This window comes from Thermocatellispora tengchongensis (assembly GCF_014202315.1).
Taxonomy (GTDB): domain Bacteria; phylum Actinomycetota; class Actinomycetes; order Streptosporangiales; family Streptosporangiaceae; genus Thermocatellispora; species Thermocatellispora tengchongensis.
In genome coordinates, this window is record NZ_JACHGN010000001.1 from 467,243 (window position 1) to 491,601 (window position 24,359).

A 24,359-nucleotide genomic window follows, 5' to 3' on the forward strand; every position below is an offset into this window, starting at 1 on the left:
TCAGAGGGCGGCAGCCGCCCGGCGAGCGGTCCGGTCCTCGGTGCGCAGCTCCATCACCAGCTCCACCGCGCCCGGCCGGCCGATGATGTTCCGCAGCCCGGCGGCGCGCTGCCGCGGGGGCAGCGGATCGAGGCGGACGGCCCACCACATTGGCCCCGGCGTGATGATCCATCCCGGCCACGTCCCGCTGATGAGGTGCAGGTACAGGGCTTCCTGACAGCTCAGCGGGACCGCCCGAGGGCGGGGCATCGCGAGCAGTCCCGGGCTCATGAGACCGTCACCGCAGCCCACACCGTACGCCGATCGCGGGTGATGTAGTGCCCCCACCGGTCGGCCAACTCCTCGACGAGAGCGAGCCCATACCCGGACTCCTCCACCCGCGGCCAGCGCTTGACATACGGCCGCTGCTCGGAGCCGTCGTCGGTGACTTTCACCCCGGCGAACGCAATGCCATCGAAGTCGGTCCCCTCCACCACGGTCACCGCCACCCGTCCGCCCGGACGCTTGGAGTGACTGTGACGTACGGCGTTGGCAATCAGCTCGCTGGTGATCTGTACGAGGTCGTCGATTCGCGGGTGGCCGGCCAGCGTCTTGGCGACGAACTCGCGTCCATCACGGGCGGCGAGCGGCGTACCGGCGAACTCACACCTGCTGACGCTCACCGGCATGACGCCCTCCGCCTGAGCCGCGCCCGCACCTCGGCGAGGCTCGGCGCAGTCACGCCCTGCCCACCCCTCTTGGCCGTCCAGCCCCCGGCCGGGACGGGAGCAAAGGCCCAGTCGGGGAACTCGGCGCGTGCCTCTGAAACAAGCCGCTCCATGACCGGATCGGACTCGTTGTCAATCAGCGGAGTCATGCGTGGAACCGTACGGCTACTCACAGTAAGTGAGCCGAACAGCCCTCGAAGAACTACCGGTTCACGGCTACCGAACCCCGAGTTCGGTCAGAGGAGAATGTTGTGCCGCTGCGCAAGGAAGCGAACTTCGGGTGCCCACGAAGGGCGAGCACGACGAGCGAGGGCGTGAACCATCTCACGCAACAACGGCTTGTGATCCAGTTCCTCGGGACACTCCCGCTCGATGCGCATGAGGTAGACCAAGCTGGCGGCATCGTCCCCCAGGTCCTCGCACGCGCGTGCCACCTGTGTCAGATGGGTGGTGCGGCGCTCCAGGCTCGGCGTCGTCTGGACATCTATGTCGTCGGCGACGGTGAGCACGGCCTCCGGGTGTCCGGTGTCATGCTCGACACCGGCCATGTGGATCGCCACATTCGTTGGACTGAAGAAGGCCGGATCGTAGACGGAAGACGCGTCCACGCGGTCGGCGAGTTGCCTTGCCCTGCCGCGCAGGATCTCTCGCGCCTGGTCGTCATCGCCACCCCGGGCAGCCGCGACGGCGGTGAGCAGGTGCAAAGCACCAAAGGCCCGGATGTGCCGCTGGTCGCCGTCCCCCACGGCGGGCTCGAACATGGCGATGCCACGCTCTCCGATCTCGCGCGCGATCGTGTGCATGTCATCGCTCAAGGCCGCCTGGCCCCAGTTCCAGTGCGCCCATGCCAACATCAGCGGGTCAGCCGCCGCTTCCGCGTACCGCATCGCCCGGTCGGCGGCCAGGTGCGCGAGATCGACGCGGCCCAGATGTTTGAGCACCCCGCGAGCAAGGATGTAGGCGTCCGCGGCGGTCCGGTAACCCTTCCGCGTGCCGGCCAGGCTCACCGTCTCCGCATCGCTGATGATGCGGGGCAGATCCTGCATCAGCATCGAGTAACGGCGAGTCGAGCCGAACCAGGCGTCACGGGCGGCGGCGATGCGCTCGGCCAACTGTTCGACGTCCGGCGGCTCGGAATCGGACGAGACGCCGCGGTAGGTGAACAGGGCACGCTCGATACCGCTGATCTGCGGTCTGCCGGGCTCGTGGGTCTCGCGCGGGGCCTCGCCGAGCAGAACGGCAGTGCGTACGCCGAGCACCTTCGCGATCTCGCGAAGCATCGGAAGCGACGGGGTCCTCTTCCCCTGCTCGATGAGTTCGATGTGGCGGCTCGTGCAGCCGGTTCGCGTGGCGAGCGCAGTGGTGCTCATTCCACGCCGTTCGCGCTGCAATCGGATCATTTGCCCGGTGGTGCCCTCGGACATAGGCCCTGGCCTTCCTGAACGTCTCGTCAACGTCAGGGTATGACGCAGGACTTTGCATCGCCATCAAACGCTTGGGAGGCCCCGGTGATGACCTGACGGGAACCGTGGCCGGAAGCGAGATTAAGGACGCGGAGCCCTCGGGAACTCACCCGTACGACAGCCGCCCTCCTAAGCGAGTGCCGCAATTTCGAATCCTGCCGGCGCACTCTTATCCACCAGGCATTTTCCTCTGACCTGCGCTTTCTCTACTGTATCCCTACGGGCATGAACGGCGTCGGGCCACGATCGGCGAGCGTGAAGTCCAACGCTGATCCGAGCTTGAGTAACCGCTCGCTGTTCCACCTCTCGAATGTGACTTCGCTGAGGTAAGCACCCCCACGCCGGACCCTAACCCGCCAAGGCCGCTGTCATAGCCATCCGGTTTGCCAAGTACCCCCGAGACTGTCAGTCTCCGGACATATCATGATCCAATGGCTTTGTCCGACCTTGATCGCAAGATGGTCTTAGAGGCCATCGAGGAGTACGACCAGTTGGGCCGCGATGCCTTCCTGGAGCGGTATGGCTACCGGGAGGCGCGCGACTACTTCGTGGTCCACAACGGGCGTCGATACGACTCCAAGGCCATCGCCGGCGTGGCACACCGTGGTGTCAGCGGTCGTCCGCTTCGCCCATCGGAGTTCTCTGGAGGGGCCGCAACGGTCGGCAGGATCCTCGGCCACCTCGGGTTCCTCGTCACTCGGCAACGGGATGCGTCGCCTGCCGAGGTGTTCCTTGAGAAGATCAGGAATCTTGACACTGCCGTCTCAAACGGTCGATCCAAGCGGCACCAGCCCCTTACGCTGCTGTGGGCCCTCGGCCGCGCCGCGCGTCGAGAGAAACGCCTCGCTCCCTGGGATGTCAGCCATACTGAGATCAGTGCTCTCATCAGGGAATTCGGCTTGGACGGCGACAGGCCCAATCCCGAGTACCCGGTCTTGAAGCTCACGCACTTCGAGTTATGGACTCTGCCTGAACATCGGGAGCCGCCCCGGCCCAGTGGCAGCGCCCTTCTAGGGTGGATGCGCCGAAACCAGCCGATTTCCGGTCTACGCGAGTGGGTGTACGACCTGGTGGCGGAGAACGAGGCGGTACGGTGTCAGGCGATCGCATACCTCTTGAGCACCTACTTCCAGGACAAGGACCAAAACGCGCTGCTCACGCGCGTCGGCCTGGGGGACGTCGACAACGAGCCACCTCCGCTGCCGCAGCATGTTCGCACTCCGGACCGCCGCCCGACCACGGTCAGGAGGATCATCCGGGACAACGCGCTCTCGCGGCTGATCAAGACCTTGCACGATTACACATGCCAGGTCTGCGGAACTCGGCTGCTGCTCCCCCAGGGCAAGTACGCCGAGGGAGCTCACATCCGCCCGCTCGGCAGCCCGCACGATGGTCACGACGTGGCGGGCAACCTCTTGTGCCTCTGCCCCAACGACCACGTGCTCTTCGACCAGGGCGCGATCATCATCAAGAACGACCTCACGGTGATCGACCGGCTCACGGGCGCGCCGAGGGGCACTTTGCGCATCATCGCCGGCCACGACATCGATCCGCAGTACCTGGCGTACCACAGAGACATGTACCGAGGCGCCGCATCGCTCTCGCCTGTCCTGTGAAGACGTCGAGGAGGGATGAAGGTCGTCACTGGAGCGCAGGTAGAGGTTAGGTCTTACCAGAGTCGCGCTTGGCAAGGCGTTGGCGCTCAGCGGCCAAGACCTCTCTGACGAGTTCCGCCTCGGTGAGGTCCACCGCCTCGGGACTGGAGTCAGTCATGGCGCTGACCCGGGCGAAGTCGTCGAACCAGCCGCCCATCATCGGTCGCCAAGGATCGGCTCCGGCCGCGATGAGGGCACGGGCGTTGTCGGGACAGTTGGCGAAAACCGCCTCCCAGAGCGCGGTACGGCCGTTGTGCTCGGCGTCGACATCGTCCACGTGCCGCCGGAGCGGTCTCCTATGAGCAGGGCAGCACATTGGCGGTGCGAGGCACCAGGGAACGTTGAGAGCTGTCGAGTGACGAACCGTGACTCAGGGCCAGGGCGGTGACATTGGCCCAGGTATCAGCCGCCGCCCTTGCTGAAGTGCTGGTAGTCCTTGGTTCCCGACCAGTAGCCGCCCCATTCCCAGCCCTTCGAGGCGAAGAGTCGCACGACGCGGTCGCCGGGGTTGATGACGCCCGCGGCGTCCACCGGGCGGTCGGCGAACTTGCGGGCGTTCTTGTGGGCAACTGAGCCGTCGGCGCTCACGTACGGGTTCTCGCGCGGGTTGATGTCGATCGCCAGCCCGTACGCGTGCTTGGACCAGCTACTCGAACCCGTGGCGGCGCGGCAGTTGAAGGCGGAGGTGTTGTTCGCCTCGATGGAGTCGAAGTCGTCGCCCTTGTACTTGTCGACGAGTTCCATCTTGTAGATGGGGAAGCGCCAGGCGTACAGGCGTTTGAAGACCGACTCGATGTCGTCGGTGACGTCCTCATGGACGACCAGTTCGCCGGTGTGGGCCTTGTCGTCGAAGCCCCAGTACGTCAGCGTGACCAGCCTGAGGTCGTCGAGGCCCACCGGGCAGCCGGGGCGCCAGGAGTATCTGAGCTGGTCTCGGGTGACCTTGGACACCTTGGAGGTGAAGGCGGGCGGGCCCGTGCGGGTGGGGCTGGGTGTCGGCGTCGCCGTCGGTGTGGGTGTGACGGCAGGCGTTGGGGTGGTCTGGGTGGTGGCGCTCTGTGTGGGGGCGCAGGCGGTCACGGTGGTGGCGCATCCGAGCGCTAGGAGGGTCACAGCGCTCCTGCGGGCGGTGTGCGCCCGGGCCGGATTCGGTGTTCTTCCTCGTGAGGCCATACGTCAGCATATGCGACCGGTGAGGCGATCACCTCTCTGCGTGATCGTGGTGGCGGAGCGCGGCGCCGATCCAGCGGTGCGCCAGGGTCTCCTTGGGGGGCCAAGGGGCGTCCTGGATGGTGGCGATCAGCTCCCAGTAGCGCTCGGCGCGTTGGTCGTGTTGGTCGTAGTTGTCGCGCATGCCCTTTCTGAACGCGGCATCGAGAGGGACGTGGTACGTCTCGGCCAGGGTGGTGAGGATCTGCTCCAGTACGGGGGCCGCGGCGGGGGAGTCGGGCGGGATGCCGGCGTCCAGGGCCGCCAGGGCGTACTCCATGATCCGTGCGTTCGCCGCCTGCCACGTCGTCGGGTTCAGATCGTCGGACTGGGACCAGAAAGCGGCGCTCTGGTCGCGTAGCCGCGCCCGGAAGTCGTCGTCCGAGAGCAGCGCGGTGAGCTCCAGCCAGGCGTCGAGCTGGGCGACGGTGGGCTCGTCGGGGAGGTCGGGGACCATCGCGGCGCGCAGGCAGCGCATCCACTCCCTGGCCGCCTGGTTGCCGGCCGTCACGTCGTCCACGAAGTCCTCCACCAGCGCGGCCACCTCGGCGGCGCCCATGCGGCCCAGGGCGTTGAGGCGGTGCAGGTCCTCGTCCGTGGGGTCGTCGTGGTCGAGGATGGCGCGGAGCACGGTGCGGGTGCGTTGCAGTGACTTGATCTGGGTCTCGACCGTACGCAGGTGCAGCGCGAGCACCTCGCGCAGGTTGCGGTCGCCGAGGGCCTTGATGGTCGCCAGGTCGACGCCGATCTCCCGCAGGGCGCGGATGGCCTCCAGGCGTACGCGGTCCTCGTCCTCGTACAGGCGGTAGCCGGCGGCCGTGCGCTCGCGCTCGGGGAGCACGCCGGTGTCGCTGTAGAACCTGATCGTCTTGACGGGCAGGCCGGTCAGGTCGGATAGCCGGCCGATCGTGTACATAATCGCTTGAGCCTCCAGTAACGGGAGACTTTACCGTCCCAGGCATGGCGACGAAGAAGAAGATCAGCCGAGTTGTGAAGTTGCAGGTACGGGCGGGGGAGGCCAGCCCGGCGACGGTGGGCAAGGACCTGGGGCCGCTCGGCGTCAACCTGATGGAGTTCTGCAAGCAGTACAACGCGGCCACGCAGGAGTTGCGCGGGTTCGTGGTGCCGGCCGTCCTGACCGTGTACGAGGACCGGTCGTTCGAGCTGGAGACCAGGCAGCCCACGACGGCGTCCCTGCTGCGACACGCGGCGGGGCTGCAGGGCGGGAGCGCGCGGCCGGGGCACACGGCGGCGGGGACCATCACGCGGGAGCGGCTGCGGGAGGTCGCGCGGCGCAAGATGGCCGACCTGAACACCGCCGACCTGGACCAGGCCGAGAAGATCATCGCTGGTACGGCGCGGTCGATGGGGCTGCGGATCGAGGGCTGACGGGCGGGGCCGGAGGGGGATATATGCCGATCTTGCCGGGCGCGCAAGATCTTTAACCGGGCTTTTTGCGGAAACTCTCGCGCGCATGTTCGATGCCGCGCTACAGTCGAACGCGTCGGATCGAACAAGGGTTCGGACCACAAACGGCCTGGTGAGGGGTGTGCCATGACGGCGATCGCGTCCGAGCGGACGGTATTCGTCCCTGTGGTGCCCGCGCCTCGCGAGGCCGAGCGGGGTCCCGTTCGACCCGTGGCCCCCTCGCTTGCCCCGCCGGGAGCCACCCGGCGGGAGGAGTTTCGGAAGAAGGCGACACGCCGTAGCTATTTCTACGGAAATCTACGACGGCCGCTATACCCCGTCATAAAGTCCGAGAGCGTGGACCCCGTGCGCAACCCCTATGCCCCCGGTGCCGGGCAGCGGCCTCCCGAGCTCGCCGGCCGTGATCGTGAGCTGCAGCAGTTCGAGGTCGTGCTGGAGCGGGTCGCCCGCGGGCGGCCCGAGCGCAGCATGGTGCTCACCGGGCTGCGCGGCGTCGGCAAGACCGTGCTGCTCAACACGTTCAAGTCGATGGCCATGCAGCGGCTGTGGGGCACCGGCAAGATCGAGGCCCGGCCCGACCAGTCGATCCGGCGCCCGGTCGCGGCGGCGCTGCACATGGCGGTCCGGGAGCTGGCGCCCCGGCATCGCGCGCCCGAGCGCATCGAGGAGTTCCTGGGCGTGCTCAAGGCGTTCGCCATGCGCGACCCGTCGGCGGCCAAGGGCACCTCGCACTGGTCCCCGGGCATCGACGTGCCGGCCAGCCGCGGCCGCGCCGACTCCGGCGACCTGGAGATCGACCTCACCGAGCTGTTCGTCGACGCCGCCTCCGTGGCCACCGACCTCGGCGTGGGCATCGCGCTGTTCATCGACGAGATGCAGGACGTCCAGCCGCCCGACGTCTCGGCGCTGTGCGCGGCCTGCCACGAGCTGTCCCAGAGCGGCGGCCCGCTGATCGTCGTCGGCGCCGGCCTGCCGCACCTGCCGAGCGTGCTCAGCGCCAGCAAGAGCTACAGCGAGCGGTTGTTCCGGTACGCCCGCATCGACCGGCTCGACCGCGCCGCGGCCGACCTGGCCCTGATCGCCCCCGCCGAGCGCGAGGGCGTCGAGTTCACCCAGGAGGCCCTCGACGCCCTGTACGAGGCGGCCGACGGCTACCCGTACTTCGTCCAGGCCTACGGCAAGGTGGCCTGGGACCTCGCGCTGCGCAGCCCGATCACGGTGGACGACGTGAAGCTGGCCGCGCCCGAGGCCGAGGAGGAGCTGGCGGTCGGCTTCTTCGGCAGCCGGTACGAACGCGCCACCCCGGCCGAGCGCGACTACATGCACGCCATGGCCTCCATCGGCGACGACCCGGTGGCGACCGCCGAGGTCGCCGAGGTGCTGGGCCGTAAGCCCTCCAGTCTTTCCCCGGCCCGTGACAGTCTGATCAAGAAAGGTCTCATCTACAGCGCCGAACGCGGGCTGATCGCGTTCACCGTGCCCCACTTCGGGAAGTTCCTGCGGGCCCAGCCGGTCTAGGGCGGGCTGAGTTCAGCTCGGCATGGCTCGGCTGGGTCTGGGCTGGCTTGGCCTGGCCTTGCCTGATCTGGCCTGGGCGATGGCCTGGTCTGGCTGGTTCCGGCCTGCGCTCTGCTCAGCCCGGCTTGGCGGGTCTCCGGCTCCGGCTGGGGCCCTGGCTGGGCCTGGCTCGGCTTGGTCGGGCGGGGCTTGGTTTGGCGGGTCTCCGCTTCCAGGGGCTCCGCCTGGCAGGGCTCCGCCTGGCAGGGCTCCGCCTGGCAGGGCTCCGCCTGGCTGGCCCGGCCAAGCTGTGCGGCTGGTCCGGCGCGGCCGAGTTGATCCAGACCGGTCGGCTCGGCCGGTGGTCCAGACCGGTCGGCTCGGCCGAGTTGGTCCCGGCTGGCGTCGGCTGGTCCGGCTGGCGTCGGCTGGTCCGGCGCGGCTGGTCCCGGCCCTGTCGGGCTGGTCCGGCCACACCGGACCTGGTCGGCCAAGCTGGCCGCGGTCGGGCTCTGGTCGGCTTGGCCTGGCGTTTGCCGGTCGGTCGGCGGAGCGGCGCCTGCGGGAGCTTCTCTGCTACATATCTGGCGCCTACCGGCGGCCAGCGGGCGAGCGAGTGTGGTCGCTCCTGGTGCTCGTAGCGCTGTCATAGACCTCTATACGGCTTTCTAGAGGGGAAGCTAGAGAGCCGTATAGAGCTAAATCGTGTCCGATGCGGCTCGTGCTCACGGCCACGGGCCGCGCGGGCCGCCCGCGTGGGGCAGCCTCCCGCTGGGCCCCGCGCGGTTGGCACCGGTGCCGACAGCCCTCGCCCGGGCCCGCTCGGGCAGCCCTCCGTGCGCGCAGCACCGGCGCGGGCGGCACCGGTGCGGGCGGCACCGGTGCGGGCGGCACCGGTGCGGGCGGCACCGGTGCGGGGAGCCTGTGAGGGCAGCCCTGCCCGGGGGCGCGAGGGCAGTCCCCGCGCGGGCGGCGCCGACGCGCGCAGCACCGACGCGCGCAGCACCGGCGCGGGGAGCCTGTGCGGGCAGCCCCGCCCGGGCTCGCGCGTGCCGTCGATCGGGTTTTATATGCGCATCTAGCTTCAGGCCGATACCGGGATAGATTCCGCCAGATTCGTCACCGGCTCGCCGTCCGCCGTCACCATGGCCACCCGTACCGGCGGCCGGCGTCCGCTCAGGTACAGCGCGAACACCACGTCCACCATCTCGCCGTCCGGGGTGCGGCCGGGGAAGGAGAAGAACCGCCAGCACAGTTCGCGCCAGATGTCTGTCGGCTGCTCCGACAGCAGGAGCGGGGCGTGCGCGCGCCATGCGGCCGTGCCGCGGAGGCGGGCCAGGCCGGCCGCGGGTGGGAAGGGGCGCTGCTCGCAGGGGGCGCGGTAGCGGAGGCGGGCGATGGTCTCCTCCAGTTCCGGCGACAGGGCGGCCAGGAGCAACAGGGCGCCGCCGACCCCTGTGGCGAGCAGCGTCCACGACAGGCCCGGCGTGGGGATGAGCAGCGACAGCACCGAGGCCGGGGACCACGTGGCGGCCACCGCCATGCCGGTCAGGGCGATCGTGCGGCCGATCGAGCGCAGGCCGATCGGGCGGGCGCTCACCTCGCCGAAGCAGCCGCAGCCCACGTCGGGCCGGCGGCGGCGCAGTTCCAGCAGCACGTACGTTGCCATGGAGAAGAAGGCGATCGTGGCCCAGCGGAAGATCGGCAGCTCGGTGAAGATCAGTCCGAGGGCCAGGAGCAGTTCGCCCGCCGCGCAGCAGTACATGGCCGGGGCGCGCCAGCGTTCGCCGACCAGTACGGCCGGGCCGAGCCGGGCCAGCGCTCCGGGCTCGGCGGCGCCTCGGGCCGTGGCGATCTTCGCGATGGTGCCCATGAGCAGGAGCAGCGCCAGCACGAACACCTGCGCCGACGCGATGGTCTCTAACACGTGTGCCCTCACCCCAATCCGACCAGGGCGTTGAAGCAGCCCTTGGTCAGGTCCCCACCTAGTTCCACGAAAGAGATCGGTGACAGCTCCGCGATCCTGCCCCGCGGTGACGTGTCACATTCCACGCAGCGATCACAGAAACGTCCGGCCAGGCAGCCGCAGGCGACGATGGGCACCGTCGCCGAGCGGTCGGCGCAGACGTTCCTGATGGTCAGCATCGACCCCAGAGAAAGGTACGGGAGGCCGGTGCAGGAGATCTCGGAGTCGGCGCACCCGGTGTCGGATCGCTCCAGCATCGGGTAGCTCGCGCCGTGCTCCTCTTCATCGAAGGTGTCCGCCCAGGTGACCGCTCCGGAGAGCCGGGACTGCGCGCCGCCGTACACAGGAGGGGGTGAGGGCACGGCGGTGGCCCGGTAGGCCGGTTGCGACGTGGCGGGCAGGTACGCGATCGCGCCGTGCTCACCGCGCACGCCGATCGCGTCGAACAGGTAACCGGGCTCGAACTTCGGGTGGCGCACCTGGATGCGTCCCGAGGCCCGGTAGGGAATCCGGATGCTGCGCCGGCCCCGATGCGGGCCGCAGTCCAGCTCGACGACCTGGTCCTTGCCGTCGGCCACGATGGACAGGATGGTGCCGGTGATCCGGGTGATGTCGGACCAGATCTGCTCGGCCACCTTGCCGTCGCGCAGCGTACGGATGATCACACCGGCGCCCTGCGGCAGGTCCGCCGGAGCGATCTTGGCGCCTCGCCACGCGGTCGCCCACGGGGCGATGACCAGGCGTTCCTCGTGACCGTCCGGGGTCTCCACGATGATCAGGTGCGGGCTGACGTCCCGCACCTCCCCGACGACCGCGCGCACCGGCGCCGGGTGCGCCCGCGTGCCCTCGTCCGTGCCGGCGCTGACGCCTGCGTCACCGTACGCAGGCGCCGCGCCGCGCCGATGGACGCCGCCGGAGACGACCTCTCCGGACGTGTGCGCATTTCGGCCAAGCGCGGCTGCCGCCAGTACGCGGCGCCGGTCGGGGGTCGGGTACGTCATCGCCTTCCCATCAGGTCGCGTGGCTCCTGACATACAGCCTCACATGGCGATCCGGCGTCCCCCACCGGTATTCCCCGAAAATTGCCCCAGCAGGTGGAGGTGGTAGCAAAATACACATCCCTGGTACAAGCGGTGTCTACCGGTTTCCAGCCGTCTGGACCGAAATCGCCGCGTGGGGGTGACCGCGGACGGGGAGGGCGGCCCGTCGGTCCCGCCGCCACCGAGCTTGCGTCTTCTTTGCCGTCGGTGGGACGAAACCTGGATTCCGGATCAGCCGAATTATGGCGTGCGGCTGCGATTCTGGCCACTAGGAGTGCTCTGGCGGGGAGCCGAACGGGCGCGCCGCGAAGCGCACGAACAGACCCCTCATGACTCGGTGATCGCGATGGACCTGGACTGTGATGAGTTCCGCGCATATGTCAAGACACGGGGGCCCGCCCTGCTCCGCACCGCGTACCAGTTGACGGGTCATCCCGCGGACGCCGAGGACCTGCTGCAGTCCGCGCTGGCCAAGACGTACCTGGCCTGGGACCGGATTCAGGACCGGGCCGCGCTCGACGGGTACGTGCGGCGCGCCATGGTCAACATCAACATCTCCTGGTGGCGGCGGCGCAAGCTGGAGGAGTACCCGTCGGAGGAGCTGCCCGAGCCCCCGGCCCACGTCGCCCCGGGCAACGAGCCGATCCACGAGCGGCTGGAGGAGGCGCTCGACCGGCTGCCCGACCGCATGCGCGCCGCCATCGTGCTGCGCTACTACGAGGACATGACCGAGCCGGAGATCGCCAAGACGCTGGGGATCAGCGTGGGGACGGTCAAGAGCACGGTTTCGCGGGCCATGGCCAAGCTGCGCGGCGACCTCATCGTCCCGGGGCCGTCCAAGCCGGCGACGGCGACGATCCCCGAGCAGATCCCGCCCGTGCCGGAGCAGCGTACGCCGGACGAATCCTCCGAAAACGTGCGGTTGGCCGCCGATGCCGCCGAGGGCGTACGGTTGGCCACCGCATCCCCCGAGGGCGTACGGCTGCCTGCCGAATCCCCCGAGGGCGTACGCGTGGACGCCGATCTGAGCGGCGCCGCCGCGCCCCGCGTCCGTGGCTGACGGTTGTCCACAGCCTGTGGACAACCGTCGTATTGTCCATACGGCATTCCCGGGTGAGACTCGGATACCGGAGGTGTAGCCGATGCTCCCCACGATGCCGGACTTCCCCCTCACCATCACCGCGATCATGCGGCACGGCACCGGGCTGTTCCCCGGCCACGAAGTGATCACCTACACCGGCTCCGGTTTCCGGCGGCAGTCGTACCGCGAGCTGCGGCGGGACGCGGAGCGGCTGGCGTACGCGCTGCGCGATCTCGGTGTCACGGGCGACCAGCGCGTCGCGACCTTCATGTGGAACAACGCCGAGCACCTGGCGGCGTACCTCGCGGTGCCGTCGATGGGGGCGGTGCTGCACACGCTGAACATCCGGCTGTACCCCGAGCAACTGATCTACATCGCCGCGCACGCCGAGGACGAGGTGGTGATCGCCGACGCCACGCTGCTGCCGGTGCTCGGCCCGTTGCTGCCGCAGCTCAAGACCGTCAAGCATCTGATCGTGGTGGGGGAGGCCGGCGACGCGCTGGACGCGGCCGCGGCCGGTGTGGAGGTGCACGACTACCACGCGCTGCTCGCCGGGGCGCCGGACGCCGCGTTCGACTGGCCCGAGCTGGATGAGAACACCGCGGCGGCCATGTGCTACACCAGCGGCACGACCGGCAACCCGAAGGGCGTCGTCTACAGCCACCGGTCGACGTACCTGCACTCCATGTCCGTCTGCACCGGGAACGCGATGGGTTTGTCGGCGAATGACCGGGTGCTGCCGATCGTCCCGATGTTCCACGCCAACGCGTGGGGCTTGCCGTACGCCGCGCTGCTCGCGGGCGCGTCGCTGATCATGCCCGACCGGTTCCTCCAGGCGCCGCACCTGGCCCGGGTGATCGAGGAGGAACGGCCCACCGTCGCGGGCGCGGTGCCGACGATCTGGGGGGATCTGCTGCGGTACGCCCGGGAGCACCGGCCCGATCTGTCCTCGTTGCGCCTGGTGCCGTGCGGCGGCTCGGCCGTACCGGAAGCGCTGATGCGGGCGCTTGAGACCGAGTTCGGGGTCAATGTGGTGCAGGCGTGGGGAATGACGGAGACCTCCCCACTCGCCTCGATGGCCCACCCGCCGCAGGAGGCGGCCGACCCGTGGGCGTACCGGACGACGCAGGGGCGGATACTGGCCGGCGTCGAGGCGCGGATCGTCGGCGACGGCGACAGCCCGCTGCCGAACGACGGCGTCTCGGTCGGCGAGCTGGAGGTGCGGGGGCCGTGGGTGACCGCGTCGTACTACCGCGATGAGGACACCGAGCGCTTCCACGACGGCTGGCTGCGCACCGGCGACGTGGGGCGGCTGGACGATCGGGGCTTCGTCACGCTCACCGACCGCGCCAAGGACGTGATCAAGTCCGGCGGGGAGTGGATCTCCTCGGTCGAGCTGGAGAACCTGCTCATGGGCCACCCGGACGTCGTGGAGGCGGCGGTGATCGGCGTGGCGGACGAGCGGTGGGGCGAGCGTCCGCTCGCGTGCGTGGTCGTGGACGGCAAGACGAGCAGGGACCGGGAGGGCGCGGCGAGGCTGCGGGCCTACCTGGAGGGCCGGGTCGCGGCGTGGCAACTGCCGGACCAGTGGGCGTTCGTGGACGAAGTGCCCAAGACGTCGGTCGGCAAGTTCGCCAAGCGGGTGCTGCGGGTCATGGCGGGGGAGGGCGAGCTGACGGTCATCCGCCTGCGCCCGTAGCCACTTCTTCCTCCGTACGCTCCACGTGCTCGGCGCCCGCGGTGGCGGACGGGCGTACGACGTCGCGGATGATCCGCAGTGCTTCCAGCAACTGGTCGAGCTGCTGGGGCGTGAGCAGGCCGGTGAACCACTGTTCGATGTCCGCGATGTGCGTGGGCAGCACGCCTTCGAGCCGGGCCGCGCCGGCGTCGGTCAGCACCGCGTACGAGGCGCGGCGGTCGGTGGGACACGCCTGGCGGCGTACCAGGTCGTCACGTTCCAATCTGTCCACGACCCGGGTCACCCCGCTCGTGGACAGGTTCGTCTGCGCGGCGAGATCGCTCATGCGCAGCCTGCGATGCGGCGACCGGGCCAGCCGCAGCAGCGTCTCGAAGTCGATCTCCGACATCCCCGCTGCGACCAGGGCCGGAGTCGTCTTCGCGGTCAGACCCGCGTGCACCTCGCTCAGCAGACCGATGGCGGTCAGTCGCGGGTCGTTAAAGGGGATCACGTTCACAGTCTAGATGACGTTAGTTGACGAGCGGAATATTCCTCATGTAGAAATCTGTTGGCTCAACCATCTGCAGGACACCCACCTCTGCCTGGAGGCACAGACATGTCTACCCGCGCCTGGGAAGGCCTCACGATCCCGACGGCCGGCACCTTCAACCTTGACCCGGCCCACACCCGCATCGGCTTCGTCGTGAAGCACATGATGGTGAGCAAGGTGCGCGGCAACTTCGAGGAGTTCTCGGGGAGTGTCGTGATCGCCGAGAACCCGCTGGAGTCCAGCGCCGAGCTCACGATCAAGACCGCGAGCATCAACACCCACGCCGCCGACCGCGACGGCCACCTCCGCAGCGACGACTTCCTCGCCGCCGAGAAGTACCCCGAGATCACCTTCCGCAGCACCCGCGTCGTGGGCCACAGCGACGACGAGTTCACCGTCGTCGGCGACCTCACCATCCGCGACGTCACCAAGGAGATCGAGCTCAAGGTCGAGTACGGCGGCGCCGGCACCAACCCGTGGGGTGCGGAGCTGTTCGGCTTCTCCATCTCCGCCGAGTTCGACCGCGAGGAGTTCGGCCTGACCTGGAACCAGGCCCTGGAGACCGGCGGCGTACTGGTCGGCAAGAAGGTCAAGGTCGAGATCGAGGGCGAGGCCACCCGCCAGGCCTGAAACCGGCCATCTGACCAGCCCGAACGCGGTCATCCACAGGTTTACCCACATCCGTTGTCCACAGCCTGTGGACAACGGATGTGCCTCGCCTCACACCGCCACACGCCACCTGGCCAATCCGCTTTGCCGCACGGCGCGAAGGCCGGTACGCTGTCGTGAGCCACATCGGCTACCAGGAGGCTTCGCCTAGTCAGGTCTATGGCGCCGCACTGCTAATGCGGTTTGGGTTTACCGCCCATCCGGGGTTCAAATCCCCGAGCCTCCGCTCGACGAAGGCCCTCTCCCGGGTTCGGGACGAGGGCCTTTTTGATCTTCTTGTGTCGCCGCCCCGTACCCGCGACCGCGCGGTCCACCCCTCCCACTCGTGGGAGGACGGAAGGGTGTTGTCCCGCCAGGGCGTGACATACTCCTGCACCCGACATGATCGACGTAGTCAGGAGACTCACGTGCAGTCAGGTGCATGGCGATTACTCGCCGCTGTTCTCGCTTTACTGCCGACCATGTACTCCCCGTGCGGCTGGGACGCCTCGCCCGGTTACTGCACCATCGAACATCCGAAATCCGGGGTGGGGTTCACCGCCCTCGCGCATCTCGTTCTCGGCAACGAATCACCGACACTCTGGCCGTCCGTCTTCGAGAGCGCACTGCTCGTGCTCGCCATCCCGTTGCTGCTCGTAGCCGCTGCGATCAAGCTGCGCAGTCGTCATGCCGGCCTCGTCGCGGTCGGGGTGTTGAGCGCGTTCGGGCTGGTGAATGTCCTGGCGAACGCTCTCAGCAAGATGATCGGTGGATCGGACTACGTTCGCTACGTCCTGGGGCTTGAAACGCATGCCGTAGCAGCACCGTCCATATGGATTGGTTTGTCGATGCTCGGTGCGGCGTACGCACTCCGGCGGGCCGCCCGGCAACCTCAGGCGCAGGAGGCGCGGGCCTGACCTGCGCCGGAGCGGCCCCGGGCGGCGAGGTGGGGGCGGGTTACCGGAATGCCGCGGTGTTGCGGTGGGCCCAGGCGGCGTAGGTGTGGGGCGGGCGGCCGAGGACGAGTTCGACGTCGGGGCTGATGCGCTGTTCGGCGGGGGTGGGGGTGCCGAGGATGGCGAGGGTGGTCTCGGCCACGGGTTCGGGCATGAAGTGCAGCATCTGCGCGCGGGCCTGGTCGCGGGTCTGCTCGACGAACCGGACGGGTTCGCCGAGGGCGTCGCCGATCGCTTCGGCCTGTTGCCTGGGCGTGATGAGGGCGGGGCCGGTCAGTTCGTAGATCTGCCCGGCGTGGCCGTCCTGGAGGAGGGCCGCCGCGGCGACTTCGGCGATGTCGAGCGGGTCGATGGTCGGCAGGCCGACGTCGCCGAACGGTGCGGCGACGGTTCGCGTCGTACGGATGGATTCGGCCCAGGCGTAGGTGTTGGAGTTGAAGCCGCCGGGCCGCAGGATCGTCCACGCCATGCCCGATTGCCGCACGGCATCCTCGATGGAGCGCATGAGGGTCCCGTGGGAGGCCGACTGCGGACGGGTCGCCACCCCCTGGGAGGACAGCAACACCACCCGCTCCACGCCGCCGGCCTTGGCGACGTCGAGGATGTCGTGCGGGCTGAGCGAGTGCGCGCCGGCCCCGCCGCTCTGGAGGAACAGCGCGTCGGCGCCCTCGACGACGGGGCGCAGGCTCTCGGGCTCGGCCAGGTCCGCCCGTCTGTGCCCGACGCCCGCCGGGACGTCCGCCGGCGAGATGCCCCGGGAGGTCGCCGTCACGTGCTCGCCGGTCGCGGCGAGTGCCTGCACCAGCGAACGGCCGACGTTGCCGGTGGCTCCGGTCACCACGATCATGTCATCCTCCGAATTAGTTAGTTAGCTGACTGAGATGGAGAACATAGCACGGCCCGACGGTCGCTTGTCTATAGTCAGTCAGGTGACCAACTCAACCAGGGCGTCCGCGCGAGGGGCCGGCAAGCGGCGGCGACTGACGGCCGCGGCCGCCCGGGTCCTGCACGAGCAGGGTGTGGAGCGCACCACCATCGCCGACATCGCCGCCGCCGCCGAGGTTCCCGTCGGGAACGTGTACTACTACTTCAAGACCAAGGACGAGCTGATCCAGGCCGCCCTCACCGAGCACGCCGGGCACCTCGCCGAACTCACCGGCGAGCTCGACAAGCTGCCCGATCCGCTCCAGCGCCTCAAAGCCCTGGTCGACGCGTGGGTCGGGCAGCGCGACATCGCTGCCCGCTACGGCTGCCCGACCGGCACCCTGGCGGTCGAACTCGACAAACGTGCCGAAGGAGGACTCGACCTGGAAGCGGGCAAGGTCATCCGGCTGCTACTGGACTGGACGGAGCGGCAATTCCGTGAACTGGGCCTGCCCGACTGCGGCGATCTCGCGCTCACGTTCGTCGGCGCCTACCAGGGCATGTCCCTCCTGGCCAACGCCCTGCGCGATCCGGAGATCATGACCCGCCAAGGAGCCCGCCTGACCCGCTGGCTCGACTCCCTCGCCGACCGCGACGTCCCGCTATAGCTTTCGGTCCCAGGTCATGACAGGGCCGCCTCAAGGTCGGGCACGCCGGACAGTGGTTCGGCCAGGCGCTCTCGTTCCGAGGCGCTCAGGGGGATCTCGCGGACGCGGGTGAGCAGTTCGCGCGCCCGTTCTGGGTCGGAGAGGGTCAGGGCTATCTCGGCGCGGTAGAGGAGCGCTTCGACGAGGTCCACGTTCGGGGCGTCCTTGGCCCGTGCCAGCGCGCCGTCGAGGATCTTGGCGGCCTGCCGGTGATCGCCGTGGGAGTCGCCCATGACGACCGCGTTCTGCAGTGCGGTGGCGAGCTTGCTCGTCGCCGGTTCCCGCCCGCCGGCGTCCTCGTCGGAAGGGAAGATCCGGATCCAGTTGCCGCCCGGGTCGACGATCGTGAAGCCGGTGAGGTTGTCGACGTTCTTCCGCTTCCGGGGCCTGGTCATCCGCGGGATGCCGGAGACCAGGAGCTTGCCGTACGCCGCTCGCATGCCCGCCGCGAAGGCGCGGAAGAGCTCTCCGGTGTCGGGGACGAGGACGATGCAGGTGCCGTAGGACTCCTCCGGGTTGAAGTCCGGCATGCCGAAGAAGTGCAGGTGGATGTCTTCCCGCTGGAGGGCGAGGTACGGGTTCGGGCGGGATTGGCGATAGGTCCTGGTGAAGCCGAGTGCGGTGTAGAACTCCTCGACGTCGTCGATGGACTGGCAGGGCAGCGCCGGCACGGTCTTCTCGTTGGCCATCTCGCTCCTCGGGAGCAGTAGTCAAATTTTACTAGCTCGCGCTTCGAGTGTACTCACGGATGGCTCGTGGTCAGCGGTTGGTGCTGCCGGACGGTGCCGGTTCGGCGTCCTCGCGGTGCGTGCCCCGTTCCAGGCGCTGGATCAGGCCGCGGGTCCATTCGGCGCCGCTTGCCGAGAAATGCGTCCACAGGCGCATGATCTCGGTGATCGGCTCCCAGTCTCCGGGATCGGCGTCGTCGGGCGTCCAGTGCCGAGCGACTTCGGCCCGCCAGCCGTCGAGCGCCGTCACCCGCTCCTTGAGCAGCGCGATGGCCTCTTCGCGGGGCAGGCTGTCGAGAAAGCCGACCGCGGCCGTCAGCTCGTCGATCTTCTGGTCGTGCCTGGACAGGGCCGTACGCAGCAGGCGCAGGAACTCCGCGTCGCCTTCGCCGGTGAGCTCGTACTCCACGCGTGGCGGGCCCGCCGGGCTCGGCTCAATGTCGTGGGCGCGCAGCAGCCCCTGCTTGGCCATCTGCCTGAGGGCGTGGTAGATCGAGCCCGGCTTGGCCGTGGACCACTCGTGCGCTCCCCACGCCTCCAGGTCGCTGCGTACCTGGTAACCGTGCGCCCGGCCACGTTGCCGGATGGCCCCGAGCACCAGCAGCCGGATGGCCGACACCTGCGCCCCACCTCCACGTATCGACGGTTCGTCACCAACGGTACGCCGGATGCCCCCGGGCCCCGCACCGCATCGCCCCGGTCCGCTCGCCGAGGGGTTCGGGCGGAGCGATGCGCGCGGAAAGGTCTCAGCAGGCCCCGATGCAGTCCTTCTCGCCGAGGTTCTTGCCGTCGAAGGTGAGCGTCAACTTGCCCTTGACGACGCCTTTCTCGGGATCGGCGGACGTGACGGTCCCCGTGATCGTCGCCTTCTTGCCGTCCTGGGTCTGGCCGGAGCATTCGATCGGCGTACCGCCGTCGCTCGACGCCGATTCGGACGTGCAGTCGAGTTCGCCCGCGAGTTTGGCTCCGGACGCCTCTTCGAGGGCCACCTGACCCAGTACGCTCAACGTCCCTTCCGCGGTGCCCTGCTGTACGCCTTCCTGGACTCCCTGCTGGATACCGGAGCAGCCCGCCGTCATCGTGACGGCAAGCAGGCAGAGGCCGGCGAAGGTGAGTCTCATGTTCGCCCTTCTGTGAGTGATCGTCCGATGAGGGTGATCATCATAGCGACTCATAACCGGAAAAAATCCGGATTTGTGGCACTGGTGGGGCAGCCGCCCCTTCCGCCCGTCATCATGGCGCCGAGCGTACGGAAGCGGTCCGCGCGACCGCCTTTCCCGTGATTTCACCATCGCTTTCCCTTGGCGGTGAACTGCGGGACCGCGCGCCTGCACCGGTCGATTCCGCGTTTCTGTAAGGATCGCCACTGTCACGCCCGTATCGCCCGGACAAACGGGTCCGACCCGGGTTGCGGCAAGGATTCAGGCGCGGCCGTCGGCCGCGTTCCGGAAGGAGCGATAGCCACATGTTCACAGCCGGCACAAAAAGGTGCGCAACCTCCTGGCGCGTGCGGGGAACGAGTGCGCTCACGGGCCTGGCCGTGGCGGGGCTTTCCGCGGTTCTCGTACTGGCGCCGGCCCCACCCGTGCTCGCCTCGGCGGGCGGCACCCAGGCTGTGGCCACTCCGGACGACGACAACAACAACAAAAAGCGGAAGCGGTGCCGGCCGGACTTCTTCGTCAAGCTCGACGACCTGTCGCCGATGAATTTCTTCATCCCGCGGACCCGGTTCATCGACGGCCCCGGTGGCACGATCACCGCGACCGTGGAACGGGAGACCCGCGTTTACGCGGAAATCGAGATCGAACGCGAGCAGCAGCCCGAGCTGACCCGCAGGGACATCATCCGCAGGTTCCGCCTGATGATCAACCCGCTGCTCGCTGAGGAGCACGTGGTCAGGGCCGGCCACCAGTACACACACGAGATCAGCAAGGGCAAGTACGGCAACCTGTGGTACCGCGTCTTCGGTTACCGGGTCGGATTCACGGCCTGGCGGCAGCTCGGCACCTGCCGCCTCCACAGGGTGACCAGCGGGGTCGCCAGTGTTCCGGCCCGGGTGGAGGGCTGGAAGTACTGGGAGACCGACCACCCGGTGTTCCGCGGACGCAGACTCCACTGACCCTCGGACAGACCTTCGGCGGAGGTCACCGGCGAACGGGCGGCTCACCGCCCGCGGCCGTACGGGCCGCGTCGCCGGCGCTCGGCAGGGCGCCGGACGCGGTGGTGCTCAGGTCGCGGCGGGGTGCGGCCGCCCGTTCGCCCTTTCATTCCACCGTTCGCAGTATCTGCTCGATCGACGCCGTTCGCGCCCGCAACTCGGCCAGATCGGCCGCCATGCGCTCCTGGGTCTCGTTGCTGTTCTCCGCGAGCTGCTCGAATCGGCGTACGAGCTGCCGCAGCTCCTCGGTCTGAGCGGCGCCGAGCTTCAACTTGCGCGCTTCGAGCAGCGTCACGATGATCAGAGCGATCAGAAAAGTGCCCACGACCAGTACGGCGATGAGCAGGGCCGTCTGCGGCCAGGAGGTGGGCCCGGCCGGGGTGAGCAGGTTCATCAGGAGTGCTCCTTGGGTCCGGGACCCTGATCCGGGTCCGGCCGGGTGAGGGTCTTGGCCGCCTCGGCGAGCACCGATGCGTTCACACGCAGGTCGAAGCCGGTGACCTCGTAGTACTTCATGGCCTTGCCATCAGGGGAGAGCTCAAGGCTGCCGACGATCAACCCCGCCGCTTCGAGACGGCGCAGGTGCATGTGCAGAAGCGGACGGCTGACCCCGATCTCGCGCGCCAGGTGACTGACGTAGTCGCGCCCACCGGCGAGCGCGGCGATGATCCGCAACCGCAACGGGTTGGCCAGGGCCGCCAGCATCTCGACCAGGTCATCACCGGTCGGCCCGTCGTCCGTCACGCTTCCCCTACATATGTAAGCTTCTTGTTACACGAGGAACCGTAGCATCGCGCCGCGGACATTGACAACGGCGGGAAGGGCGGGGGATCGCGCCGCTCGGAGTCTCGGGAGAAGGGCGCGGTGCCTGGGACGGCCGGGGAATCGGCATGTGGGGAAGCACCACCGCTCTCGGGGCGGTGAATGCGTCAGAAATGGGGGGTGGGGGGTTGGGTGGATTATTCGGGGCTATGAGGTCGTGTTGGTGGGCGGGCAGAACACTCTTGGGTTCCACGGCTCGAAGAGGCCGCGCGGGTTGTTCAGGAACAGCCAGAGGTGCATCTCGTAGTGGATCGGCATGCCGTTCTCGCGAGGCTCGATCGGGCCCTGGAATTCGCGCCCGAACAGCTTCGGCCGGTCGTCCGCGGTGGCGATGCGCTGGTCGCGGTCTCTCTTGATGTATTCGACCGCGCCGAGCCTGCGCCCGCCGTTGTACGGGACGTAAACCAGGGCCTCAGGCCGGTACGGGTCCAGCTCCGGGTCCTCGACGAGCCGCTCGTTGACGTAGTGGTAGCCCATCCCTCCGATGCGCTCGCCGTTCTCGCCGGTGTACGGATACTGGGCGCACACGTCGGTCCGCCGGTAGCCGAATCGCTCCGCGACCCTGGGGTCGTCGAACTTGGACAGCGCCTTGCGCAGCTTGTACAGCCACTCCGGGGGCTTGGGGGTTCGGGTCTCCTGGATGACCGGCTGGGACTGCGGCTTTCGGTCCTGGGGTGCGGCGGACGGCGCGGCGGTGAAGGCGGCCGTTCCCGCGCATGCGGAGGCGAGCAGCAGAGCTGCGATTCTTCTCATGCCTGAGTTTTTCAGCCGACTTCGATCGGCACAAACGTCAGGACGGACCAAGATTTCGCCGCCGATACGGAAGGGCGGGGTTATTCGGAAAGCATTTCGCGCTATGCCGATTAATGCGGCTTGATGCAGGCTAATACAGCCTAATGCGGGCTAATGTAGGCTAGTGCGGGTTGATGCAGCCTATTGCTGGTGTTGCAGAAGCTGGTGGAGGAATCGGTGCTGTGCCCGGGTTTCCACTGCTTTCGCATCGTACGCCGTGCGCACCCACGTGACCGCGTCCGCCGGCGCCGTCCCCTGAAGCACGGCGAGGGCCGCCAGTGCCGTCCCCGTACGCCCGCGCCCGCCACCGCACGCGATCTCCACTCGCTCGCCGCGCTCGATGCGAGCCAGGGTGTCACGGAGCCCGGCCGCCGCCTCTTCCGGGCGCCGGGGTGGGGAGAAGTCGGGCCAGTCGATACGCAGATGTGGCCAGCCCGGTGTCCATGGCCGCAGACCGACCAGTAGCCGGGCGTACAGGTTGGGGCGGTCGAGAGGGTGGCCCAGCAGATACACCCCGAACTCCGGCGGCGGCTCCGGCAACACCCCGGCCCGCAGCCCCCGGGCCAGCACTTCACCACCGGCGGGCAGCGTCACGGTTTTCGGGCCATTCATTGGGCCGATGTTACCGGCGCCCGGATGCCCAGAGCGGACCTTTGGGAGGGCTCGGGCGGGCCCGCTGGTTGTGCGGCGGGCCCGTGGTTTGGGTGGCGGGCCAATAGGCGGGCCGCCGCGGTCCTGGGTGGGGGAGCACGACCTCTGAACCGCCTCCGCCGGGCACCACCGCCGTGCCGTCGGCTGACCCCCGGGTACCGCCGTTCTGCCGCGCTCCTGTACCGCCGCGCCTACGCATTCCCACACCCCCACCTCTGCACCGCCGTGCCGTCGCCCCTACGCATTCCTGCTCCGCCGTGCTGTCGGTTGACCCTCGGGTGCCGCCGTCCTGCCGCGCTCCTGTACCGCCGCACCTGGCATTCCTGTACGGCCGCACCCCTGCACCCCGTGCCGTCGGCTGACCCCCGGGTGCCGCCGTCCTGCCGCACTCCTGTACCGCCGCTCCTACGCACTCCCGCACCCCCTCACCTCTGCGCCGCCGCCCCTACGCATTCCTGCACCGCCGCGCTTTCGGCTAACGCCGGGTGCCGCCGTACGCCTGTACCGCCGCACCCACGCCCCCACGCACCCACGCACCTCTGCACCGCCGTGCCGCCGCCCCCACGCATTCCTGCACCGCCGCGCTTCGGCTAACCCCGGGTGCCGCCGCACGCCTGTACCGCCGCACCCACGCCCCCACGCACCCACGCACCTCTGCACCGCCGTGCCGCCGCCCCCACGCATTCCTGCACCGCCGCGCTTCGGCTAACCCCGGGTGCCGCCGCACGCCTGTATCGCCGCACCCGCGCACCCACGCACCCCTGCGCCGCCGTGCCGCCGCATCTCTGCACGGCAGCGCCGCCGTACCCCTGCACCCCGTGTCGAGCGCTGGGGGTGTCGGCTGGGGTGGTGTGGCTCACCGGGGGCTTGTGCTCCCCGCGCGGGTTTGCCTCCGCGCGCGGTCTTGTTCCCCGTGCGCGGCCTTGCCCCGCCCGGCTTGCCCGGGTTGCCCCCGCGCGGGTGCCCACCCTGCCCGTGCGGGGGAGTACGGGTTCTCCCCGGTGAACCTGCTGACCTCCGTGGCTTGGCTAGGGCGTGCGTGTGGCGGCTCCGGTGCGGGACTGGGGGGTGAGGGCTCCGGTCAGGAAGATCGCGGTGATCGCGGCGCTGGCCTGTTCGACGCCGAGTTCCCTGCCCGCCGACAGGGACGCGACGCCCTCGACCAGGCCGACGTACACCTTGAACAGTGCCTGTGTGGGGAGGTCGCGGCGGAAGGCGCCCTCGCTCGCGCCGCGTTCGAACTGCCGGCGCAGTGGCTCGATGAGCCGCCGCTCGGCCGCCGACGCGCCTGCGGGTGGGGGGTCTTCCAACGCCTTCTGGAACAGGGCGAGGCCCTGGTACTTGCTGATCGTGGCGACCACGGCCCGGGTCATGCGCGCGATGGCCACCTCGACCGGTACCTCGTCCAATTTGGCGTCCGCGATCCGGCCGGCGAGGTCGGTGAGCGCGGTCTCGGTCAAGGCCCGGACCAGGACGTCCCGGTTGGGGAAGTAGCGGTACAGGGTCGCTCTGGCGACGCCGGCCGCCGCGGCGATGTCGGCCATGCTCGCGGCCTCGCCCCGCTCGGCGAGGACGCCCGCGGAGATCTCCAGGATCCCGGCCGCCACGTGATCGCGTAGCGCCGGCCGTCTGCTGATCGCGGCCAAGCTAGAGCACCACCGCTGTCATCTGCATGTCCGTCGTGCTCTCCTCCGATCGGCCGCGGATCGGGGCAGGCGGTCACCGCCGGCGCGGCGCCGGCACGGCGGTCGCGTCGCGG

The 24,359-nt window shown here is 69.1% G+C and carries 27 protein-coding genes and 1 tRNA gene; 10 read left to right on the plus strand and 18 right to left on the minus strand.

All coding sequences use genetic code 11. From position 1 onward, the window contains the following. The 3 genes from HNP84_RS02360 to HNP84_RS02370 form a co-directional block, all read right to left on the minus strand. On the minus strand, positions 1–270 hold the full coding sequence (locus tag HNP84_RS02360; protein WP_185047618.1) for a hypothetical protein: 270 nt from the start codon (positions 268–270) through the stop codon (positions 1–3). Next, the gene (locus HNP84_RS02365) at positions 267–668 is read right to left on the minus strand and encodes an ATP-binding protein (protein ID WP_185047619.1); all 402 of its coding nucleotides are present in this window, start codon (positions 666–668) and stop codon (positions 267–269) included. Before HNP84_RS02365 ends, HNP84_RS02360 begins: the two co-directional genes overlap by 4 nt. Before the next feature lie 275 nt (positions 669–943). After that, positions 944–2,131 (minus strand): helix-turn-helix domain-containing protein, encoded by a 1,188-nt coding sequence (locus tag HNP84_RS02370; protein ID WP_185047620.1) that lies wholly within the window; start codon positions 2,129–2,131, stop codon positions 944–946. A gap of 470 nt (positions 2,132–2,601) precedes the next feature. Between HNP84_RS02370 and HNP84_RS50935 the strand changes: the two genes are divergently transcribed. Then, entirely contained in the window at positions 2,602–3,786 is a 1,185-nt protein-coding gene (locus HNP84_RS50935) for an HNH endonuclease (protein WP_221335741.1), read from the plus strand. 46 nt (positions 3,787–3,832) lie between these two features. On the opposite strand, the gene HNP84_RS52480 is transcribed toward HNP84_RS50935, so the two are convergent. The 3 genes from HNP84_RS52480 to HNP84_RS02390 all read right to left on the minus strand — a co-directional run bounded on the left by HNP84_RS52480 (position 3,833) and on the right by HNP84_RS02390 (position 5,950). After that, entirely contained in the window at positions 3,833–4,102 is a 270-nt protein-coding gene (locus tag HNP84_RS52480; protein WP_246517707.1) for an ankyrin repeat domain-containing protein, read from the minus strand. Between the two features lie 125 nt (positions 4,103–4,227). Beyond that, on the minus strand, positions 4,228–4,938 hold the full coding sequence (locus HNP84_RS55825; protein WP_312923452.1) for a M15 family metallopeptidase: 711 nt from the start codon (positions 4,936–4,938) through the stop codon (positions 4,228–4,230). An 88-nt stretch (positions 4,939–5,026) separates the two neighbouring features. Then, positions 5,027–5,950: a helix-turn-helix domain-containing protein gene (locus HNP84_RS02390; RefSeq protein ID WP_185047623.1), complete on the minus strand. Its 924-nt coding sequence runs from the start codon at positions 5,948–5,950 to the stop codon at positions 5,027–5,029. A 44-nt stretch (positions 5,951–5,994) separates the two neighbouring features. Here HNP84_RS02390 and rplK point away from each other — a divergent pair, with 44 nt between their 5' ends. Further along, positions 5,995–6,423, plus strand: a complete 429-nt coding sequence (gene rplK, locus HNP84_RS02395) for a 50S ribosomal protein L11 (RefSeq protein ID WP_185047624.1) — start codon at positions 5,995–5,997, stop codon at positions 6,421–6,423. A gap of 375 nt (positions 6,424–6,798) precedes the next feature. After that, positions 6,799–7,980 carry an ATP-binding protein gene (locus HNP84_RS02400; RefSeq protein ID WP_185047625.1) on the plus strand — a complete coding sequence of 394 codons (1,182 nt, stop codon included), beginning with the start codon at positions 6,799–6,801 and terminating at the stop codon, positions 7,978–7,980. A 1,063-nt stretch (positions 7,981–9,043) separates the two neighbouring features. On the opposite strand, the gene HNP84_RS02405 is transcribed toward HNP84_RS02400, so the two are convergent. Together HNP84_RS02405 and HNP84_RS02410 are read right to left on the minus strand one after the other, a co-directional pair. Next, on the minus strand, positions 9,044–9,886 hold the full coding sequence (locus HNP84_RS02405; protein ID WP_185047626.1) for a MauE/DoxX family redox-associated membrane protein: 843 nt from the start codon (positions 9,884–9,886) through the stop codon (positions 9,044–9,046). An 8-nt stretch (positions 9,887–9,894) separates the two neighbouring features. Next, the gene (locus tag HNP84_RS02410) at positions 9,895–10,926 is read right to left on the minus strand and encodes a hypothetical protein (RefSeq protein ID WP_185047627.1); all 1,032 of its coding nucleotides are present in this window, start codon (positions 10,924–10,926) and stop codon (positions 9,895–9,897) included. 385 nt (positions 10,927–11,311) lie between these two features. On the opposite strand from HNP84_RS02410, the gene HNP84_RS02415 reads away from it, so the two are divergent. Then, positions 11,312–12,025 (plus strand): SigE family RNA polymerase sigma factor, encoded by a 714-nt coding sequence (locus HNP84_RS02415; RefSeq protein ID WP_312923570.1) that lies wholly within the window; start codon positions 11,312–11,314, stop codon positions 12,023–12,025. 82 nt (positions 12,026–12,107) lie between these two features. Beyond that, on the plus strand, positions 12,108–13,745 hold the full coding sequence (locus HNP84_RS02420) for a long-chain fatty acid--CoA ligase (protein WP_185047628.1): 1,638 nt from the start codon (positions 12,108–12,110) through the stop codon (positions 13,743–13,745). On the opposite strand, the gene HNP84_RS02425 is transcribed toward HNP84_RS02420, so the two are convergent. Further along, positions 13,726–14,235, minus strand: a complete 510-nt coding sequence (locus tag HNP84_RS02425; RefSeq protein WP_312923456.1) for a MarR family winged helix-turn-helix transcriptional regulator — start codon at positions 14,233–14,235, stop codon at positions 13,726–13,728. The two genes, HNP84_RS02420 and HNP84_RS02425, sit on opposite strands and share 20 nt — an antisense overlap. Before the next feature lie 105 nt (positions 14,236–14,340). Here HNP84_RS02425 and HNP84_RS02430 point away from each other — a divergent pair, with 105 nt between their 5' ends. From HNP84_RS02430 to HNP84_RS02440, 3 genes are all read left to right on the plus strand, one after another. Further along, on the plus strand, positions 14,341–14,904 hold the full coding sequence (locus HNP84_RS02430; RefSeq protein ID WP_185047630.1) for a YceI family protein: 564 nt from the start codon (positions 14,341–14,343) through the stop codon (positions 14,902–14,904). A gap of 175 nt (positions 14,905–15,079) precedes the next feature. Beyond that, positions 15,080–15,169 (plus strand) — tRNA-Ser (locus HNP84_RS02435). 181 nt (positions 15,170–15,350) lie between these two features. After that, the gene (locus HNP84_RS02440) at positions 15,351–15,839 is read left to right on the plus strand and encodes a hypothetical protein (RefSeq protein ID WP_185047631.1); all 489 of its coding nucleotides are present in this window, start codon (positions 15,351–15,353) and stop codon (positions 15,837–15,839) included. Positions 15,840–15,879: 40 nt separating this feature from the next. Here HNP84_RS02440 and HNP84_RS02445 read toward each other — a convergent pair whose 3' ends face one another. Continuing rightward, positions 15,880–16,725 (minus strand): NAD(P)H-binding protein, encoded by an 846-nt coding sequence (locus HNP84_RS02445; protein ID WP_185047632.1) that lies wholly within the window; start codon positions 16,723–16,725, stop codon positions 15,880–15,882. Between the two features lie 82 nt (positions 16,726–16,807). Between HNP84_RS02445 and HNP84_RS02450 the strand changes: the two genes are divergently transcribed. Then, entirely contained in the window at positions 16,808–17,410 is a 603-nt protein-coding gene (locus HNP84_RS02450) for a TetR/AcrR family transcriptional regulator (RefSeq protein ID WP_312923459.1), read from the plus strand. Between the two features lie 14 nt (positions 17,411–17,424). Here the strand turns inward: HNP84_RS02450 and HNP84_RS02455 are convergent, their stop codons facing one another. From HNP84_RS02455 to HNP84_RS02465, 3 genes are all read right to left on the minus strand, one after another. After that, positions 17,425–18,138: a DUF8817 family protein gene (locus HNP84_RS02455; protein ID WP_185047634.1), complete on the minus strand. Its 714-nt coding sequence runs from the start codon at positions 18,136–18,138 to the stop codon at positions 17,425–17,427. A 70-nt stretch (positions 18,139–18,208) separates the two neighbouring features. Further along, positions 18,209–18,796, minus strand: a complete 588-nt coding sequence (locus HNP84_RS02460; protein WP_185047635.1) for a PadR family transcriptional regulator — start codon at positions 18,794–18,796, stop codon at positions 18,209–18,211. 127 nt (positions 18,797–18,923) lie between these two features. Next, on the minus strand, positions 18,924–19,298 hold the full coding sequence (locus tag HNP84_RS02465; RefSeq protein WP_185047636.1) for a hypothetical protein: 375 nt from the start codon (positions 19,296–19,298) through the stop codon (positions 18,924–18,926). A gap of 386 nt (positions 19,299–19,684) precedes the next feature. On the opposite strand from HNP84_RS02465, the gene HNP84_RS02470 reads away from it, so the two are divergent. Continuing rightward, complete coding sequence (locus HNP84_RS02470) at positions 19,685–20,296, plus strand: hypothetical protein (RefSeq protein ID WP_185047637.1); 612 nt, start codon at positions 19,685–19,687, stop codon at positions 20,294–20,296. Positions 20,297–20,441: 145 nt separating this feature from the next. Here HNP84_RS02470 and HNP84_RS02475 read toward each other — a convergent pair whose 3' ends face one another. The 5 genes from HNP84_RS02475 to HNP84_RS02495 all read right to left on the minus strand — a co-directional run bounded on the left by HNP84_RS02475 (position 20,442) and on the right by HNP84_RS02495 (position 24,246). After that, a complete protein-coding gene (locus tag HNP84_RS02475; RefSeq protein WP_185047638.1) occupies positions 20,442–20,729 on the minus strand; it encodes a hypothetical protein in 288 nt (95 codons plus the stop codon). Continuing rightward, positions 20,729–21,079 carry an ArsR/SmtB family transcription factor gene (locus tag HNP84_RS02480; RefSeq protein WP_185047639.1) on the minus strand — a complete coding sequence of 117 codons (351 nt, stop codon included), beginning with the start codon at positions 21,077–21,079 and terminating at the stop codon, positions 20,729–20,731. Before HNP84_RS02480 ends, HNP84_RS02475 begins: the two co-directional genes overlap by 1 nt. Positions 21,080–21,304: 225 nt before the next feature. Beyond that, entirely contained in the window at positions 21,305–21,910 is a 606-nt protein-coding gene (locus HNP84_RS02485; RefSeq protein WP_185047640.1) for a hypothetical protein, read from the minus strand. A 180-nt stretch (positions 21,911–22,090) separates the two neighbouring features. Further along, entirely contained in the window at positions 22,091–22,561 is a 471-nt protein-coding gene (locus HNP84_RS02490) for a protein-tyrosine phosphatase family protein (protein ID WP_185047641.1), read from the minus strand. Positions 22,562–23,628: 1,067 nt separating this feature from the next. Then, positions 23,629–24,246 (minus strand): TetR/AcrR family transcriptional regulator, encoded by a 618-nt coding sequence (locus HNP84_RS02495; protein WP_185047642.1) that lies wholly within the window; start codon positions 24,244–24,246, stop codon positions 23,629–23,631. Positions 24,247–24,359: the final 113 nt, after the last annotated feature.

Bases quoted from the DNA above. Each gene is read 5' to 3' on its own strand.
- HNP84_RS02390 (WP_185047623.1), bottom strand. From the start codon at position 5,950: ATGTACACGATCGGCCGGCTATCCGACCTGACCGGCCTGCCCGTCAAG.
- rplK (WP_185047624.1), top strand. From the start codon at position 5,995: ATGGCGACGAAGAAGAAGATCAGCCGAGTTGTGAAGTTGCAGGTACGG.
- HNP84_RS02455 (WP_185047634.1), bottom strand. From the start codon at position 18,138: ATGGCCAACGAGAAGACCGTGCCGGCGCTGCCCTGCCAGTCCATCGAC.
- HNP84_RS50935 (WP_221335741.1), top strand. From the start codon at position 2,602: ATGGCTTTGTCCGACCTTGATCGCAAGATGGTCTTAGAGGCCATCGAG.
- HNP84_RS02490 (WP_185047641.1), bottom strand. From the start codon at position 22,561: ATGAATGGCCCGAAAACCGTGACGCTGCCCGCCGGTGGTGAAGTGCTG.
- HNP84_RS02465 (WP_185047636.1), bottom strand. From the start codon at position 19,298: ATGAGACTCACCTTCGCCGGCCTCTGCCTGCTTGCCGTCACGATGACG.
- HNP84_RS02410 (WP_185047627.1), bottom strand. From the start codon at position 10,926: ATGACGTACCCGACCCCCGACCGGCGCCGCGTACTGGCGGCAGCCGCG.
- HNP84_RS02365 (WP_185047619.1), bottom strand. From the start codon at position 668: ATGCCGGTGAGCGTCAGCAGGTGTGAGTTCGCCGGTACGCCGCTCGCC.
- HNP84_RS02360 (WP_185047618.1), bottom strand. From the start codon at position 270: ATGAGCCCGGGACTGCTCGCGATGCCCCGCCCTCGGGCGGTCCCGCTG.
- HNP84_RS02430 (WP_185047630.1), top strand. From the start codon at position 14,341: ATGTCTACCCGCGCCTGGGAAGGCCTCACGATCCCGACGGCCGGCACC.
- HNP84_RS02420 (WP_185047628.1), top strand. From the start codon at position 12,108: ATGCTCCCCACGATGCCGGACTTCCCCCTCACCATCACCGCGATCATG.
- HNP84_RS02415 (WP_312923570.1), top strand. From the start codon at position 11,312: ATGGACCTGGACTGTGATGAGTTCCGCGCATATGTCAAGACACGGGGG.
- HNP84_RS02445 (WP_185047632.1), bottom strand. From the start codon at position 16,725: ATGATCGTGGTGACCGGAGCCACCGGCAACGTCGGCCGTTCGCTGGTG.
- HNP84_RS02475 (WP_185047638.1), bottom strand. From the start codon at position 20,729: ATGAACCTGCTCACCCCGGCCGGGCCCACCTCCTGGCCGCAGACGGCC.
- HNP84_RS02370 (WP_185047620.1), bottom strand. From the start codon at position 2,131: ATGTCCGAGGGCACCACCGGGCAAATGATCCGATTGCAGCGCGAACGG.
- HNP84_RS02485 (WP_185047640.1), bottom strand. From the start codon at position 21,910: ATGAGAAGAATCGCAGCTCTGCTGCTCGCCTCCGCATGCGCGGGAACG.